At 44.8% G+C, this 16798-nt stretch carries 15 protein-coding genes; 10 read left to right on the top strand and 5 right to left on the bottom strand.

Annotation, left to right across the window (positions count from 1 at the left end):
- The first annotated feature begins 293 nt into the window (after positions 1-293).
- The 7 genes from ACYIA1_RS13695 (at position 294) to ACYIA1_RS13665 (ending at position 6803) form a co-directional block, all read left to right on the top strand.
- On the top strand, positions 294-1073 hold the full coding sequence (locus ACYIA1_RS13695) for a ParA family protein (RefSeq protein WP_005861254.1): 780 nt from the start codon (positions 294-296) through the stop codon (positions 1071-1073).
- A complete protein-coding gene (locus ACYIA1_RS13690; RefSeq protein ID WP_008773872.1) occupies positions 1061-1948 on the top strand; it encodes a ParB/RepB/Spo0J family partition protein in 888 nt (295 codons plus the stop codon). Before ACYIA1_RS13695 ends, ACYIA1_RS13690 begins: the two co-directional genes overlap by 13 nt.
- Entirely contained in the window at positions 1945-2655 is a 711-nt protein-coding gene (locus ACYIA1_RS13685; protein WP_005866821.1) for a DUF5683 domain-containing protein, read from the top strand. Before ACYIA1_RS13690 ends, ACYIA1_RS13685 begins: the two co-directional genes overlap by 4 nt.
- 5 nt (positions 2656-2660) lie before the next feature.
- Positions 2661-4196 carry a lytic transglycosylase domain-containing protein gene (locus tag ACYIA1_RS13680; RefSeq protein WP_048927948.1) on the top strand — a complete coding sequence of 512 codons (1536 nt, stop codon included), beginning with the start codon at positions 2661-2663 and terminating at the stop codon, positions 4194-4196.
- A gap of 68 nt (positions 4197-4264) precedes the next feature.
- A complete protein-coding gene (locus ACYIA1_RS13675; RefSeq protein WP_480335535.1) occupies positions 4265-5323 on the top strand; it encodes a sensor histidine kinase in 1059 nt (352 codons plus the stop codon).
- A gap of 6 nt (positions 5324-5329) precedes the next feature.
- Complete coding sequence (locus ACYIA1_RS13670) at positions 5330-6085, top strand: LytR/AlgR family response regulator transcription factor (protein WP_057328070.1); 756 nt, start codon at positions 5330-5332, stop codon at positions 6083-6085.
- Between the two features lie 319 nt (positions 6086-6404).
- Positions 6405-6803, top strand: coding sequence for a hypothetical protein (locus ACYIA1_RS13665; protein WP_005861266.1), 399 nt, complete (start codon positions 6405-6407; stop codon positions 6801-6803).
- 102 nt (positions 6804-6905) lie between these two features.
- Here the strand turns inward: ACYIA1_RS13665 and ACYIA1_RS13660 are convergent, their stop codons facing one another.
- A complete protein-coding gene (locus tag ACYIA1_RS13660; protein ID WP_480335532.1) occupies positions 6906-8195 on the bottom strand; it encodes an O-acetylhomoserine aminocarboxypropyltransferase/cysteine synthase family protein in 1290 nt (429 codons plus the stop codon).
- 168 nt (positions 8196-8363) lie between these two features.
- On the opposite strand from ACYIA1_RS13660, the gene ACYIA1_RS13655 reads away from it, so the two are divergent.
- Positions 8364-8834: an Lrp/AsnC family transcriptional regulator gene (locus ACYIA1_RS13655; protein ID WP_288656297.1), complete on the top strand. Its 471-nt coding sequence runs from the start codon at positions 8364-8366 to the stop codon at positions 8832-8834.
- A 97-nt stretch (positions 8835-8931) separates the two neighbouring features.
- Positions 8932-11217 (top strand): RelA/SpoT family protein, encoded by a 2286-nt coding sequence (locus ACYIA1_RS13650; RefSeq protein WP_005861271.1) that lies wholly within the window; start codon positions 8932-8934, stop codon positions 11215-11217.
- A gap of 45 nt (positions 11218-11262) precedes the next feature.
- On the opposite strand, the gene ACYIA1_RS13645 is transcribed toward ACYIA1_RS13650, so the two are convergent.
- The 4 genes from ACYIA1_RS13645 to ACYIA1_RS13630 form a co-directional block, all read right to left on the bottom strand.
- Complete coding sequence (locus ACYIA1_RS13645; protein WP_008780694.1) at positions 11263-12213, bottom strand: calcium/sodium antiporter; 951 nt, start codon at positions 12211-12213, stop codon at positions 11263-11265.
- Between the two features lie 6 nt (positions 12214-12219).
- The gene (locus ACYIA1_RS13640) at positions 12220-12621 is read right to left on the bottom strand and encodes a DUF3127 domain-containing protein (protein WP_347173257.1); all 402 of its coding nucleotides are present in this window, start codon (positions 12619-12621) and stop codon (positions 12220-12222) included.
- A 79-nt stretch (positions 12622-12700) separates the two neighbouring features.
- Positions 12701-13057, bottom strand: coding sequence for a MerR family transcriptional regulator (locus ACYIA1_RS13635; protein WP_005861277.1), 357 nt, complete (start codon positions 13055-13057; stop codon positions 12701-12703).
- Positions 13058-13071: 14 nt separating this feature from the next.
- On the bottom strand, positions 13072-14055 hold the full coding sequence (locus ACYIA1_RS13630) for a M23 family metallopeptidase (RefSeq protein WP_005861279.1): 984 nt from the start codon (positions 14053-14055) through the stop codon (positions 13072-13074).
- A 98-nt stretch (positions 14056-14153) separates the two neighbouring features.
- Between ACYIA1_RS13630 and alaS the strand changes: the two genes are divergently transcribed.
- On the top strand, positions 14154-16775 hold the full coding sequence (gene alaS / locus ACYIA1_RS13625; protein WP_270645817.1) for an alanine--tRNA ligase: 2622 nt from the start codon (positions 14154-14156) through the stop codon (positions 16773-16775).
- Positions 16776-16798: the final 23 nt, after the last annotated feature.

Raw genomic sequence — 16798 nt, 5'->3', positions numbered from 1 at the left:
CAATGATGACGCAAAAGGAGATGCTCTCTCGTCCGGACGCAGGGTATTATTATCGTATTGATTGGGAGAAATAAGATGTGAGAGGAGCCTCTGTTTGTTTAAAACTTCGTTATCATTTCCAAAAAAACACCTATATACCAGCCTTATAACCCTCTATTTGATTTATTCTGCTTATATTTGCGAGTTATCAACAGTTAGGGCGATTTATCAACAAAACAAGCATTGTTTTGATTGAACCCTGTTTGGTTCAGTTTTTAATGTTTAGTTTTGCCCTCGAATTAATTAGGTATAGTATGGGAAAGATTATCGCTTTAGCAAATCAGAAAGGTGGAGTCGGGAAGACAACCACCACGATTAATCTGGCTGCGTCATTGGCCGCTCTTGAGAAAAAGGTGCTGGTCGTAGACGCTGATCCGCAGGCGAATGCCTCATCCGGTCTGGGTGTGGACATACGTAATGTAGAGCTTTCTATCTATGAATGTCTGGTGAACGGTGAGGACGCAAGTGGCGCTATCACACAGACTGAAGTGGAAGGACTGGATATCATCCCCTCTCATATCGATTTGGTGGGAGCGGAGATCGAGATGCTAAACTTGGAGAATCGTGAACGGATATTGAAGCAGATATTGACACCGCTGAAAGAGAAGTACGATTTTATCCTGATCGACTGCTCTCCTTCTTTGGGATTGATAACCGTGAATGCCTTGACAGCCGCCGATTCGGTGATTATCCCGGTACAATGCGAGTATTTCGCCTTGGAAGGTATCAGTAAGCTGTTGAACACGATCAAGATTATCAAATCAAAGCTGAACCCGGCGCTGGAGATAGAGGGATTCCTCTTGACTATGTATGATTCCCGCCTGCGTTTGGCGAACCAGATTTATGAGGAAGTGAAACGTCCGTTCCGCGATTTGGTATTTACTACCGTGATCCAACGAAACGTGAAGTTGAGCGAGGCTTCCAGTTACGGTAAACCTGTCTTATTGTATGACGCGGATTCGAAAGGATCTATCAACCATATGCAGTTGGCACAGGAGATTGTTGAAAAAAATAAAGGATTATGGCAGCATTAAAAAGATCGGCGTTAGGCCGTGGATTAGACGCGTTAATTACGATGGATGACTTGAAGACAGGTGGTTCATCGTCTATTAGTGAGATCGAGTTAAGCAAGATCCAGCCTAATCCGGAACAACCTCGATCTGTCTTTGAGGAAGAGACCTTGGAGGAGTTGGCTACCTCTATCCGCTCGTTAGGCGTGATACAGCCGATTACGTTGAAGGAAATCGGCCCCGAGCAATATATGATCATCTCTGGCGAACGCCGTTATCGTGCGTCGCTTAAAGCAGGTTTGGAGCGTATTCCCGCTTATATTAAGACGGCGGCCGACGAGAACGTGGTGGAGATGGCTTTGATAGAGAATATCCAACGAGAGGACTTGAACTCTATCGAAATCGCGTTAGCTTATCAAAAATTAATCGATAATTACGGCTTGACCCAAGAGGGGTTGAGCGAAAGGGTTGGAAAGAAGCGTGCTACGATCGCCAATTACCTTCGTTTATTGAAACTTCCGGCCGAGATCCAAGTAGGATTGAAGGATAAGAAGATCGATATGGGACATGCCCGGGCATTGATCCCGGTGGATGATCCGGAGGTTCAATTAGCTTTATATGAGCAGATATTGGCTCAAGGACTCTCCGTTCGTAACGTGGAGGAGATGGTGCGTAATATAGCCGAGGGAATACAACCGGAATTGCCGGAAAAGAAAAAATCGGATCGTAAGCCGATACTTCCGGAAGAGTTTAAATTGCTGAAAGATCATTTGTCCCGTTACTTCAATACGAAAGTCCAGTTGACTTGCAATGAGAAGGGAAAAGGTAAAATTACGATTCCTTTCGCCACGGAAGAAGAGTTGGAGCAATTGATCGGGTTACTGGATAAATTGAAATGAGAAATCGAATCATACTCCTTTTGATCGGATTCATGTGCTATGCCGGGATGGGTAACGCACAGGAGGATAAGACGGAGAAAGCCGTTCCTGCTATAGTTTCCGATTCCGTGGAGGTAGCTGCCCCGGATTCTACCGTGCAAGCCGTCTTGATGGCGGCCGATTCGGTGGGCGTACCGGAAGTGAAGATGAAGCTGGCTTTTAAGCCGAATCCGACAAAAGCGGTCTTGTTCGCCTTGGTTCCGGGTCTGGGACAGATCTATAACCGGAAATATTGGAAATTACCGATCGTTTACGGTGGCTTGATGGGATGTATGTATGCCGTGACTTGGAATAATAAGAATTATAAGGATTATTCGACGGCTTATAAGGATATCATGTATGATGCCGCTAAGAATCTGGAAAATCCGGATGCTTGGAGTAAAAGTTGGCAAGACTTGACTTCCATGGCTCCTGAGGATGCGATTAATAATTCCAATTTCAAGGATCAATTGAAAAGACAGAAGGATTATTTTCGTCGATATAGAGACTTGAGTATAATTATTACGGTCGGGGTGTATGCGTTGAGTATCGTGGATGCTTACGTGGATGCCCAGTTATTCGATTTTGATATATCACCGGATTTATCCTTGCATTTGGAGCCGGTTGTTAGTCCGAAGACGAGTGTCACGCCTCGTACTTACGGATTGAATTGCAGTCTAAAATTCTGATATACATGAAAAGATACCTGCTAGCACTCATTTGTTTAAATTGTTTGGTCTCATTGGTCTATGCGCAGGAAGAGACCCGAATTGAGGAAAAAGATACCTTAAGCTCGCTGGAGTCTGAGGTCGGATTGATTCCGGAAAGCTTGGATGCGAACGTGGATAGTTTGCTCCGTACTTGGCATGTGCAATATTTCTCAAAAAGAGAGGACTTTTGCCATGATGACGACGAGAATGTCTATTTCCCGGATTCGGTCTATATCGACCGCCTGTCTAGGCTTCCCAGCGTGATCGCTTTGCCCTATAATAATATAGTGCGTGATTGTATTGACTTATATGCGGAGCGTAAACGAAATTTAGTGCGTTATATGCTGGGGATGGCGGACTTTTATTTTCCGATAATCGAGCAGGTGTTGGATGAGCATGGCCTGCCTATTGAATTGAAATATCTCGCCGTCGTGGAAAGTGCCTTGAATCCGGTAGCCCTCTCTCGTGTGGGCGCTTGTGGTTTATGGCAATTCATGCTTCCTACGGGTAAGAGCTATGGCTTGGAGATTAATAGCTTGGTGGACGAGCGCCGGGACCCCTTGAAAGCGACCGAGGCCGCTTGTAAGTATTTCAAGGATATGTACGCTATCTATGGGGATTGGAATTTAGTGTTGGCATCTTATAACTGCGGGCCGGGCAACGTGAATAAAGCGATCCGTCGTTCGGGGGGCAAGACGGACTTCTGGGATATCTTCCCTTATTTACCGAAAGAGACTCGTTCATACGTCCCCTTATTTATCGCCGCCAATTACGTCATGAATTATTATTGCGAGCATAACATCTGTCCGATGCAAACCAGCTTGCCGCTAGCCACGGATACGGTCATGGTGAATAATGCCCTACATTTGCAGCAAGTATCGGATCTATTGCAAGTAGATATTGAGACGTTGCGTGCGTTAAATCCACAATATAAAAGAGACATCGTTCCGGGTAATACCCGCCCTTCGGTTTTGAAACTACCTGCGGCGGAAACCTATGCTTTCATTGATAAAGAAGATACGGTCTATACGCATCGGATCGAGGAACTGTTGGCGAATTGCATTTCCGCGAATAACTCTAATGGCTCTTTACCAAGTGGTGCGACCCGGGAAAAAATCACCCACGTGGTATTGAGTGGTGAGAATCTTTATACGATCGCTAATCGCTATGGAGTGACAGCGAAAGATATCCGTAAATGGAACGGGCTAGGCTCCAACCGGGTAGCGAAAGGAAAACGGTTAAGATTATATGTAGATAATGGGGGTGTCGCTTTTGCCTCGGCTGCCAAGACTCCGGTGAAATCAACTGCGACAACAACGAAAAAGTCGGCTTCCGTCGCTACAAAACAGATCGCTTCCGCCAATAAAGATTTTGTCTCTTATAAGGTTAAATCGGGAGATTCACTTTATTCGATTTCCAAGAAATACCCTGGGGTTACCGCTTCTTCTTTACAAAAGGTGAATGGGCTGTCAAGTCCGGATATCCGTCCGGGCCAAGTACTGAAGATACCGGTAGGATGATCATTCGGGGATAAATTCGTCTTTAACTCTTTTTTTTCGCTTTCTTCGTGCACTGGAGAAGGATGTGAATGATTTTTTATTCCTTTGTATACGAAAAAAGATACAATCGTATGGGTTCATTGGATGAAAAGATATCAGTGGTCAAGGCTAAACCTTGGTTGGTCAGTTTGGTTTGCGCAGTGTTTATCGCCTATCCGAATTTGGCATGGATCTTTTGTGACATGAGCTATCTAGCTCCGAACGATCATCAAGGGTTTTTGCTCTTCTTTGGGTTTCGTTTTCTTTACTTCTGGGGACTTATTTGGTTTTTGCTGAAAAGTAACTTGAGGCACGAGGATTGTACCTCCTTCTTCGAGCGGTTGCTCTGGAATGCCCTGTACGTTTCCGGAGGCTTTGTTGTCTATAAATTGATCTCCTTCCTGACTATTAGTTATGATCGTTTTTTGAGTATCATTATCTTCCAGTTTATCGTGTTGGCGTTGTTATGTACCTTGATCGGCTATATACAAATGCTATATCACAATCAACGGGAAAAGGATCAATTGATCGAGAATCTGCGTGTCGAGAATTTGCAGAGCCGCTGCGATGCATTGGTGAACCAGATCAATCCGCATTTCTTTTTCAATTCATTGAATGGAATCTCCTCCTTGATACGGAAGAAAAACGATGAGAATACCTTGTTGTATGTTACGAAATTGTCCGATATATTCCGTTATATCCTTCAGAGTGATAAAAAGAATTTGGTACCACTGTCGGAGGAGCTTGCGTTTATAGAGGCTTTTCAGCATGTAATGGTAGTCCGTTTCGCCAATAAGCTTACTTTTACGATCGAAGTTCCCGAAGATAAGCAGAACTTGCGAATTCCCGTATTATCTTTGCTTCCGTTGGTGGAGAACGTGACGGTACATAATATTATAGACAGCGAGCACCGGATGGATATCTTGATCCGGCTGAACGAGCGAATGGAACTGGTTGTTTCTAATCCAATCTATCCGAAATTGACCTTACCGGATACGAATGGAACCGGGCTTAAGAATCTGGAGAATCGTTTCTTTCTATTAATGAATAAACAAATACGGGTAGAATCTGATGAGGATGAGTTTCAGGTATACCTACCCCTAAAATGATGCTATATGAGAATACTGATCGTAGAGGACGAGACCGCCGCCTATGAGAACTTAGCGGATATGTTGGTTACAATAGATCCCACGATTGAGATCATGGGAAATACGGAGAGTGTCCGGCAAACGGTACGTTGGCTGCAAGCCAATCCGAGGCCGGATTTGATTTTTATGGATATTCATTTATCGGACGGTTCCGCTTTCGCTATTTTTGACCAGATAGAGGTGGAGGCACCGATCATCTTTACTACGGCGTACGATCAATATGCGATCGACGCTTTCAAAGTAAACAGCATAGACTATATCTTGAAGCCGATTAAGCCGGAAGAATTGAAACGGGCCTTAGATAAGTTTAGCCGATGGAATCATCAAGATATCATCCATTATTTATCCCAATTAACACAGTTGTCTACTACTCCTAAATACAAGGATAAACTACTGATTCCTATTAAGGATAAATTGTTGCCTATTAGCTTGAAAGATGTGTCTTGTTTCTATACGGCTGATAAGAATACATATGTTTATTTAAAGACTGGTAATTCGTATCCATATGCTAAAACATTGGAACAGATAATTTCTTCTTTAAGTCCTGCTGATTTTATCCGTGCGAATAAACAATTCATCATTTCTCGTGATAGCGTGAAGGACATAACAATTTGGTTTGATAGCCGTTTGCTCGTTACTTTGGATATAGAAGTGCCTGAGCGTATATATATTAGTAAAAATAAAGCATCCGAGTTTAAGTCTTGGATAGTAAGTCTGGAATGATAATTAAATAGAAATGCCGGTTCTCTTAAAGCCGGTATTTTTTTGCCCTTTTCGTGTTCAATCCCCATTTTTTCCTTTTCGTCAACAATCGGAAACTGCCTATCCGATAATTCTTCATCTTTGCAATACAAACAAGGAGATACATCAATAAGATGTAAGTTGAAATTTTGATGTTAATCCGAGTTTTATCATACACATTAGATAGGTTAATAGGTTTGTAAAAAAGGATTAGTCCGAAACAAAAGAATGTTTAGGCTATCTTCTCTAAAATGAGTGTTTGTTTTGTGAATGGTTTTGTAATAGGTAAATTGTAGGTATTATGAGAAAGTTAATTATGGCGGTAGCGGTTTTGGGAATGAGTGCTACAATGAATTTTGCGAAAGCGCAATGTGTGAATGAATATGGGAATAAAGAACCGTTTGCGGTAGAGTTTAGCCGATTGAGTTCTTATCTAGGATTGGCTCCTTACCAAATGGAGGAGGTACTTAACATTAATGATTATTTTGTACAAGAGCAAAGAAAGAGTTTGAGCAAAGACCTGAAGCGTCAGGATGAACGATTGCAAAAAGCCGTGTATGGCAATTTGAAGCTGATGAAAGAGGCGTTGACTGCCGATCAGTATCGCAAGTATGTCATATTGTTAAATGTAACTAACAACAATAACCGATTAACCGGAGCTGTGACATTTACGGATATCTATTTGGCTGAGAATAAATGAGTGTAACCTTGGCTCGATGTGATGTTGATTAGAAAGGCGATCCTTGTGTCGAACAGGGATCGTCTTCTTTGCTTCTGTCCTTTTCCTTTTGGAAGTGCGCTATCAGATTTTAGCGAAAGCTTGATCCAGATCATCTATAATATCATCTATATATTCGGTTCCGATGCTCAAACGTACGGTGGATGGTGTTATGTGCTGTTGGGCAAGTTCTTCCGGACTCATCTGGGAATGAGTGGTCGTGTATGGATGAATGACAAGGCTCTTTACATCGGCGACATTCGCTAGTAGGGAAAAGATCTCCAGTGAGTCGATGAATTTCCAAGCGGCTTCCTGCCCGCCTTTGATCTCGAAGGTGAAGATACTGCCGGCACCATTTGGGAAATATTTATTGTAAAGTTCGTGGTCCGGATGGGTAGGAAGTGATGGATGATTCACCTTTTCTACTTTCGGATGTTTTGATAAATAATCCACGACTTTCAATGCGTTTGCTACATGGCGTTCCACGCGTAGGGATAAGGTCTCTAATCCTTGCAACAAGATAAAAGCATTGAAAGGAGAGATCGTTGCCCCGGTATCGCGAAGAATGACCGCACGGATACGGGTGACAAAGGCGGCGGAACCTGCTACGTCCGCAAATATGGCTCCATGATAACTTGGGTCTGGTTTGGCTAATGTAGGAAACTTATCGGCATTCGCCTTCCAGTCGAAAGTACCTCCATCTACAATTACGCCTCCTAGACTACTGCCATGTCCCCCTATGAACTTTGTGGCGGAATGGATGACGATGTCAGCTCCATGTTCGATCGGACGAATCAAGTAGGGGGTTCCGAACGTATTGTCTACGATTAATGGAATATGGTGTCGGTGGGCGACTTCCGCTACCGCATCCAGATTCGTTACGTCAGAGTTAGGATTCCCGAATGTCTCTACATAAATAGCTTTCGTATTTTCCCGGATGGCTGCTTCTAATGCGTTTAGGTCATTTACATTGATAATCGTATTAGTAATGTCTTGGGAGGCCAGTGTATGGGTGATGAGGTTGAAGGAACCGCCATACAAATTATCGGCCGCGATAATATGATCTCCTGCCCTCACTATGTTCTGTAACGCATAGGTGACAGCCGCTGCTCCTGAAGCCACGGCCAAACCTGCCACGCCTCCTTCTAAGGCAGCTACACGTGCCTCGAAAACGCCTTGCGTGGAGTTTGTCAAACGTCCGTAAATATTCCCCGCGTCACGTAGGCCGAAACGGTCTGCCGCATGTTGTGCGTTATGGAATACATAGGAAGTTGTTTGATAAATGGGTACCGCACGTGCGTCGGTTGCGGAATCCGGTTGTTCTTGTCCTACATGAAGTTGTAATGTCTCGAAATGTAACTTCTTTGTTGCCATAGTCATCTTGTTTATTTAGTTCTTATTCTGTTGGCAAATGTATGATGTGTGTGCTTTTTGAACAAGATTCGTTGAGAATATAGAAAATAATACTATTTTTAGGGCTATAAATAGAATACATCTTCGGCGAAGGACGCTGGGGAATCAATCCGATAGAATTTTTTTCTTATGAATGTTTCAGAAAAGTTAGACAAGGTGGATCTGCAAATCCTCCGAACGTTACAAGATAATGCCCGGTTGACTACGAAAGAGTTGGCGGCAAGGGTCAGTCTCTCGTCAACCCCGGTGTTCGAGCGTTTAAAACGTCTTGAGAATAGTGGATATATAAAGAAGTATATAGCGGTACTAGATGCGGAGAAGCTGAATCAAGGCTTTGTTGTCTTTTGTAGCGTGAAATTGGTTCGGCTGAATAAGGATATAGCTTTTGAGTTTACCCGGATTATCCAAGAAATCCCCGAGGTAACGGAGTGCTATAATATTTCAGGCGATTATGATTACTTATTGAAGATACACGCTCCCAATATGAAATATTATCAAGAGTTTATTTTAAATGTGTTAGGAACGATCGATAGTTTGGGCTCGTTGAGAAGTACTTTTGTCATGGACGAGGTTAAACACGACTATGGGATCCATATTTAAGCAGTAGATATTCTATTTTTGTCTTTTGTTAGGGTTTCCTTCCAAATATTTGTATATATTTGTGGCTATACAGTATAAAAATGGGAGGTGTAAAACCATGGACGATACAAAGGACACAAAAGATATAAAAGAAACGGGCGAGGCTGCGTCCGTTCTCTCTGCGGACGAACAGATGATACAAGATGGGTTCAATGCGTTGTTGAACGATTATTTGAAGTCAAACCACCGCCGTAAGGTCGAACGAATCACGAAAGCTTTTAATTTCGCTAATCAAGCGCACGCCGGAGTGAAACGGCGTTCCGGCGAACCTTATATAATGCATCCTATCGCCGTGGCTCGTATCGTATGCCGGGAGATGGGTTTGGGCTCTACCTCTATTTGCTCTGCGTTATTGCATGATGTCGTGGAAGATACCGAGTATACGGTGGAGGATATCCGGGATATGTTCGGAGACAAGATCGCCCAGATCGTGGATGGCTTGACAAAGATATCCGGTGGCATTTTTGGGGAACAGGCCTCGGCTCAAGCCGAGAACTTCCGTAAGTTGCTGCTGACTATGAGCGATGATATACGGGTGATTCTAATCAAGATCGCAGACCGTCTTCATAATATGAGGACTTTGGGTTCCATGCTTCCCGCCAAGCAATTTAAGATCGCGGGTGAGACTCTTTATTTGTATGCTCCTCTGGCGCATCGTCTGGGGCTCTTCTCGATCAAGACGGAACTGGAGGATTTGAGTTTTAAATATGAGCATCCGCAAGAATATGACTTTATCAGCGCTAAGTTGAAAGCGACAGAAGAGAGCCGTAATAAATTATTCGAGCGTTTCGCTGCCCCTGTGGACGAGAAGCTGAAATCGATGGGACTTCAGTATGAGATGCGTGCCCGTGTGAAATCGGTCTATTCCATTTGGAATAAGATGGAAAGCAAGGGTGTCGCTTTCGAGGATATTTATGATATTTATGCGGTCCGCATTATTTTTGACCCGCTTCCCGGTGTGGACGAGAAAAACCAATGTTGGGATATCTACTCGGCTATTACGGATATTTACCGGATTCGTCCCGACCGTATCCGTGATTGGGTGAGCCGTCCGAAAGCGAACGGTTATCAAGCGCTTCATCTGACCGTTATGGGACCGGATGGACAATGGGTAGAGATCCAGATCCGTAGCCGCCGTATGGATGATATCGCAGAGAAAGGCTTCGCTGCCCATTGGAAATACAAGGAATCCAACGTGGAGGAGGATACGGAATTGGATAAATGGATACAAACCATTACCGAGATATTGGAGAGTCCGGACCCGAATGCGCTGGATTTCTTGGATACGATCAAACTGAACTTATTTACTTCCGAGATATTTGTTTTCACTCCGAAAGGAGATATAAAGACATTGCCCCAAGGGGCTACCGCCTTGGATTTCGCTTATGCGCTTCACTCCGATATCGGTAATAAATGTATTGGCGCTAAGGTAAACCATCGTTTGGTGCCATTGAGTCATCCGCTGTCCAGTGGAGATCAGGTGGAGGTCTTGACTTCCCGTTCTCAGGAGCCGCAACCGGAGTGGTTGAACTTCGTGACTACCGCTAAGGCTCGTGCGAAGATCGATGCCGTATTAAAGCGTGTCCGTAAAGAGGTCGCTAAGTATGGAGAGATAAAAGTTCTTGATGCCTTCAAGCGTTCGGAGCTTGAGGCGAGTACATCCAATCTGGATAAATTAGGCATGTACTTTGGATTCTCGAAACGCGAGGAATTCTTTTATGCGGTAGAGAAGGGGGATGTGGTTTTGCCCGAGAATTTAAAGAAGCTGTTGAAGGAGAAGACGGATAATGTCTTGTTTAAGTATGTGAAACAGGCGTTGGGTGTCGCTTCCAAGAAGGTGAAACAACCCGAAGAGGAGGAAGCCAAGAAAGAGAAGCCTAAATATGATAAGAAAAAGCCTTATTTATTGAAAGAGGAGGCTTTTGAGCGTAATTATGTAATTGCCGAATGTTGTAAGCCGATTCCGGGAGATGACTCTTTAGGTTTTATCAATGACGATGGTAACGTAGTGGTTCATAAACGTTCCTGCCCGATCGCCATGCGCTTGAAAAGTAGCTTTGGCGAACGTATCTTGAATACGGTTTGGAGCAGCCATATGAACGCTTCTTTTGAGGCCACGCTAGAGGTGAAAGGTATAGACTCGATAGGCGTACTGAATACGATCACGAAAACGATTTCCGAGGATTTCAACGTGAACATCATGCGCTTGCTGATCGAGGCGAAAGACGGCGTGTTCGAAGGTAAGATAAAGATGAAAGTTCATGACGTAGAAGATATCCAGAAAATGTGCGTGACTTTGTCGAAGATACAGAATATTAAGTCTGTCGGACGTGTAGCGGATTAAGTGTAGCGAAGTGCTTCGCTACACTTTTGTTTTATAAAAGCTTTATCAGCCGACAATCAAATAAGTTATATAAGCTATATAACAAGCGATCAATAGGATTCCCTCCGGCCTAGTGATGGTCCGTTTCTTGAAGAAAAGGCCAAAAATATAAAGCAATACGCATGAACCGATCATGACGCCCAAATCCAGATTGGTAATGCCTTGTATGTTCATCGGCGTGATTGTCGCGCTACAACCTAATACGAAGAATATATTGAAGAGGTTGGAACCGATAACATTTCCGATCGCCATCTCCGGGTTCTTCTTTAATGCGGCCACGACGGAAGTCGCTAACTCAGGAAGAGAGGTTCCTCCGGCCACTAAAGTCAAACCGATAATAGATTCGCTGACACCCAGTCCACGGGCGATACCAGAAGCTCCATCCACGAAAAATTGTCCTCCGTAAATCAAACCAGCCAATCCACCAATGATGAATAAACTCGCTTTCCAAATGGGCATTATTTTAATCGTGCTCTCTCCATTTTCCTCTCCATTATGTGCGATCGCGAATGTATAGCCAAGGAAAATGGCGAAGAAGCATAATAGTAACATTCCATCGCTACTACTGATACTATTGTGCGATGCGCCGTTGATCAAAACGTCATTCGCACAAATAAATAATACGATTGAGGCAAGCACGCAAAGAGGGATCTCTTTGCTCAACGTACCTTTCGTGACGCTGATCGGTACGATAGCGGCCGTACAGCCGACAATCATCAAGGCGTTAAATATATTGCTTCCTACTACATTACCAATAGCGATATCCGAGCTTCCTTTCAAGGCGGATACGACACTGACCGTTAATTCCGGTGCGGAAGTCCCAAACGCCACAATAGTTAGCCCGATTACTAAGCTGGAAATATTGAAGCGTTTGGCTACCGAGGCGGCACCATCTGTCAAGGCGTTAGCCCCGACTAAAATTAGTAGTAAACCGCCAATTAGTAATACGATATCCATTAGTCTTTAGAATGGCAAATCATCGATTGGATTGGCCGGTCCGAAATCAGGAGCGGATGAGGCTGGAGCCGTAGGAGCGGAAGCCGGAGCGAAATTATCCGGAGTTACTCCCATCGGAGCGGCTTGAGGAGCTACCGCCATCGGACGGTCTACTTTCCATGCGTTGATACTGGTGAACCAGCGGCCTTGGTACTCACGGCTGTCAATGTCGAAAGAGACTGTCAATTCCTCGCCCGGCTGAATGGCCGCTTGAGCGATCTTATCCGCTCCGAATATCTGGAAGCATACTTTCTTGGGATATTGATCGTGTGTCTCTAATACGTACTCTTGTTTTTTCCATTCGTTTCCGGCTTTGCTGACACCGCCTACTTCCGGTAGGACTTGAATAATTTTTCCTGTAATTTCCATGTCTTGTATTTTATTTGCTTATGTTTTATTTAATTGGGGACGAAGGTACGGTTTTGTTCTGGTTTTATCAACAGAATAATCACACTTTCGGGGCAAAAGCATCGAATGCGTCTTTCATAGCTAACAGCTCTTCTTTGATCTGTTTCAGGCGGTTTACGATCTCTTCTTGCCGGATCGTCGTCTCTTTATTGTCCTTCAGTTTTTGCCGTGCGCCGGCCAAGGTCATCCCTCTCTCTTTAACCAGATGGTAGATGAGGCGTACCGCGTCGATATCCTCCTGCTTATAAAAACGGGTACCTTTGCTCGTCTTCCTTGGATTGATGATATCGAACTCCTTCTCCCAAAAGCGAAGGGTGGACTCGTTCACGTCGAACATCTGCGCCACCTCGCTGATGGAAAAATAGAGTTTGAGATCTTTATTCTTTTTTAGACTCATACTGCTAATGAAGTTTAATCCATAACCTGACCATGATTCTCGGCAATCTGGATCATACGGTCGTATTCCTCAGGTGAGAGATCCATGTAATAGTATTTAGATGGGTTATCATACTTCCCTCGTACGATTACCTCATAATGCAAGTGAGGACCGGTAGATTTCCCGGTATTTCCAACCTCGCCAATCACCTCTCCACGAGTAACCTTTTGTCCGACACGTTTCTTGAACTTACTCATATGACCGTATAAAGTCTGATAGCCGTAGCCATGATCGATAATCAAACAATTTCCGTATCCCTGTTTCCAAGCGGCGAAAGTGACAACGCCATTACCTGTCGCATAGATCTCCGTTCCCACTTTAGCCGAGAAATCCATTCCGGAATGGAAACGAGGTGTACGGTAAATCGGGTCGATACGTACGCCATAGCCGGAAGCGGTACGACGCAGATCCTTATTGGAAATCGGCTGGATCGCCGGGATACATTTACTTCTCTCTTCTTGGTTCTTTCCTAGGGAGATCAGTTCTTCCAAGGAATTGGATTGGATATATAATTGCTTACGTAGCATATCCATCTTTTGGGTCGTGGAGACAACAAGCTCCGGATTGGACAGGCTCATCAAATGCTCGTAACGGTTTGTCCCTCCAAACCCGGCTTTCCGAACGGACTCGGGGATGGACTCGGCTTGGAAGATCGCCCGGTACAGATTCTCATCACGCTGTTGGATATCATCCAATACGTCCAACGCGTTATTTAAGCGAAGGGAAAGTACCTCGTATTGAGTTTGCAATAGGCGGTTCTCTTTACGTAACTGAGATTCCATCGGAGAGTCCACCAAATGCATCATGACGAAAAAAGTGGCTACGCCGAACGCTATTCCGGTGCTTAAATGGCGGAGAACGGTGAACAGCCGGTCTTTGCTAGATGGGTATACACGCTCATAATTGAGAGTGTTCGGATTGTATAAATAGTATGTTTTGCGACTTTTAAAGAGTTTCATCTACATTTTTTGTTATCTGAATGCACGCAAAAATAATAATTTGCAGTACTTTTGCAAATTGTTTTTCAGAATATTAACGAGAACTATATAAATAGATTATGTTGACAGCAAAAGAAATCCGTGAATCCTTCAAGCAATTCTTCGCTTCTAAGGAACACCAGATCGTGCCTTCCGCTCCAATGGTGGTGAAGGGTGACCCCACGTTGATGTTTACGAACGCGGGAATGAATCAGTTTAAAGATATTATCTTGGGCAACGTGCCCCGTAAGTATCCTCGTGTCGCGGACTCTCAGAAATGTCTTCGTGTTAGCGGTAAGCATAACGATTTAGAGGAGGTAGGGCATGATACCTATCATCATACGATGTTTGAGATGCTCGGAAACTGGTCGTTCGGAGATTATTTTAAGAAAGAGGCGATCAACTGGGCTTGGGAATACTTGGTAGAGGTATTGAAGCTGAATCCGGAGCGTTTATATGCCACCGTATTCGAGGGAAGCCCTGCCGAAGGCTTAGATCGTGATAACGAAGCTGCTGGTTATTGGGAGCAATATTTACCGAAAGATCATATTCTGAACGGTAACAAACATGATAACTTCTGGGAAATGGGGGACACGGGTCCTTGCGGTCCCTGTTCCGAGATCCATATCGACCTTCGTTCGGACGAGGAGCGTGCGGCGGTCAGCGGCGCCGATATGGTAAATAAGGATCATCCGCAGGTAATCGAGATCTGGAACCTTGTGTTCATGCAATTCAACCGCAAGGCCGACGGCTCTTTGGAACCGCTGCCGGCTAAGGTGATCGATACCGGTATGGGATTCGAGCGTCTGTGTATGGCATTGCAGGGTAAGACCTCAAATTATGATACGGACGTATTCCAACCGATTATTAAGGTAATCGCGGGAATGGCGGGTACGACTTACGGTACGGATAAACAGCAAGATATCGCCATGCGTGTGATCGCCGATCACATCCGTACGATCGCTTTCGCTATCACGGACGGACAGTTGCCTTCCAACGCTAAGGCCGGTTATGTAATCCGTCGTATTTTGCGGCGTGCCGTTCGTTACGGTTATACGTTCTTGGATCGCAAGGAAGCGTTTATGTATAAGCTTTTGCCCGTATTGATCGAGACGATGGGCGACGCTTATCCGGAATTGATCGCTCAGAAAACCTTGATTGAGAAGGTTATCAAGGAGGAGGAAGAATCTTTCCTTCGTACCTTGGAAACCGGTATCCGTTTGCTGGATAAGAAAATGGAGGAGACGAAGGCTGCGGGCAAGACGGTCTTGAATGGCGTAGATGCCTTTACATTATATGATACCTACGGATTCCCGTTGGACTTGACGGAATTGATTCTTCGTGAGAACGGCATGGAAGCCGATATCGAGGAGTTCAATAAGGCTATGCAGAAGCAGAAAGAGCGTGCCCGTAACGCCGCCGCTATCGAGACAGGCGACTGGATCACGCTGAAAGAGGGTGAATGTAAGTTCGTGGGTTATGATTTGTTCGAATGCGAGGCAGAGATCTTGCGTTATCGCCAGATCAAACAAAAGAATAAAGTATTATATCAGATCGTTCTGGATCAAACCCCGTTCTATGCGGAAATGGGTGGACAGGTCGGTGATACGGGTTGGTTGATCGCCGATGACGAGAAGATCGACGTGATCGATACGAAACGTGAGAATAATTTGCCGGTTCATTTGGTAGCGAAACTACCGAAAGATGTGACAGCTACTTTTACTGCGAAGATCAACGAGAAAAAACGTATCCAGTGTGAGTGTAACCACTCCGCTACGCACCTTTTGCATGAGGCGTTGCGTGAGGTATTAGGTACGCACGTAGAGCAGAAAGGTTCTTATGTCTCTCCGGATTCTCTTCGTTTCGACTTCTCTCATTTCCAGAAAGTAACGGAGGAGGAGATTCGTAAAGTGGAAATCTTGGTCGGCCAGAAGATCCGTGCGAACTTCCCGTTGGAAGAGCATCGTAATATGCCGATAGCGGAAGCTAAGGCGTTAGGTGCTATGGCTCTGTTTGGCGAGAAGTATGGAGACGAGGTTCGCGTCGTGAAATATGGAAGTTCCGTGGAGTTATGTGGTGGTACACATATCCCGGCTACCGGAATGATCGGTTCTTTACATATCGTGGGCGAGAGTTCTATCGCTGCCGGTGTCCGTCGTATAGAGGCGGTTACGGCCGAGGGAGCGGAGGATTTCGTTTATGCTCAGCAAGATTTGATCCGTGAGTTGCGTTCATTGATGAACAATATGCCGAATTTGGCGCAAGCGATGAAAAAGTCTATCGAGGAAAACGCGGAGATGAAGAAACAGATCGAGGATTATATCCGTGAGAAGTCTATGCGTTTGAAGGAGGAGATCGTGGCGAAAGCTTCGGAGAGCAACGGTATCAAGGTTATGCAGTTCGTTGGTAAGGCAAATGCGGACGCTATGAAGAACGTGGCTTTCCAGATCAAGGCGGAGACAACCGATAGCTTTGTCTTTGTTGCCGGTATCATAGACGATAACAAATGCACGCTCATGCTTATGTTAAGCGATGATTTGGTGAAAGAGGGCTTGCATGCCGGTAAGATCGTAAAAGAGGCCGCTAAGCATATCCAAGGCGGTGGTGGTGGACAACCCCATTTCGCTACGGCCGGCGGTAAGAACATGGAGGGCCTTTCTATTGCGGTTGGCGCTGTGAAAGAGGCTGTTGGAGTACAATAAAATCGGTTCGGAAGAAATTGACT

This window comes from Parabacteroides sp. KHUB-02 (assembly GCF_056640955.1).
The sequence above is the reverse complement of the archived record's forward strand: the minus strand, read 5'-3'. Positions and strand labels throughout refer to the sequence as shown.

Bases quoted from the DNA above. Each gene is read 5' to 3' on its own strand.
- ACYIA1_RS13675 (WP_480335535.1), top strand. From the start codon at position 4,265: ATGATTTTTTATTCCTTTGTATACGAAAAAAGATACAATCGTATGGGT.
- ACYIA1_RS13690 (WP_008773872.1), top strand. From the start codon at position 1,061: ATGGCAGCATTAAAAAGATCGGCGTTAGGCCGTGGATTAGACGCGTTA.
- ACYIA1_RS13665 (WP_005861266.1), top strand. From the start codon at position 6,405: ATGAGAAAGTTAATTATGGCGGTAGCGGTTTTGGGAATGAGTGCTACA.
- ACYIA1_RS13685 (WP_005866821.1), top strand. From the start codon at position 1,945: ATGAGAAATCGAATCATACTCCTTTTGATCGGATTCATGTGCTATGCC.
- alaS (WP_270645817.1), top strand. From the start codon at position 14,154: ATGTTGACAGCAAAAGAAATCCGTGAATCCTTCAAGCAATTCTTCGCT.
- ACYIA1_RS13630 (WP_005861279.1), bottom strand. From the start codon at position 14,055: ATGAAACTCTTTAAAAGTCGCAAAACATACTATTTATACAATCCGAAC.
- ACYIA1_RS13655 (WP_288656297.1), top strand. From the start codon at position 8,364: ATGAATGTTTCAGAAAAGTTAGACAAGGTGGATCTGCAAATCCTCCGA.
- ACYIA1_RS13650 (WP_005861271.1), top strand. From the start codon at position 8,932: ATGGACGATACAAAGGACACAAAAGATATAAAAGAAACGGGCGAGGCT.
- ACYIA1_RS13680 (WP_048927948.1), top strand. From the start codon at position 2,661: ATGAAAAGATACCTGCTAGCACTCATTTGTTTAAATTGTTTGGTCTCA.
- ACYIA1_RS13670 (WP_057328070.1), top strand. From the start codon at position 5,330: ATGAGAATACTGATCGTAGAGGACGAGACCGCCGCCTATGAGAACTTA.
- ACYIA1_RS13695 (WP_005861254.1), top strand. From the start codon at position 294: ATGGGAAAGATTATCGCTTTAGCAAATCAGAAAGGTGGAGTCGGGAAG.
- ACYIA1_RS13660 (WP_480335532.1), bottom strand. From the start codon at position 8,195: ATGGCAACAAAGAAGTTACATTTCGAGACATTACAACTTCATGTAGGA.
- ACYIA1_RS13640 (WP_347173257.1), bottom strand. From the start codon at position 12,621: ATGGAAATTACAGGAAAAATTATTCAAGTCCTACCGGAAGTAGGCGGT.
- ACYIA1_RS13635 (WP_005861277.1), bottom strand. From the start codon at position 13,057: ATGAGTCTAAAAAAGAATAAAGATCTCAAACTCTATTTTTCCATCAGC.
- ACYIA1_RS13645 (WP_008780694.1), bottom strand. From the start codon at position 12,213: ATGGATATCGTATTACTAATTGGCGGTTTACTACTAATTTTAGTCGGG.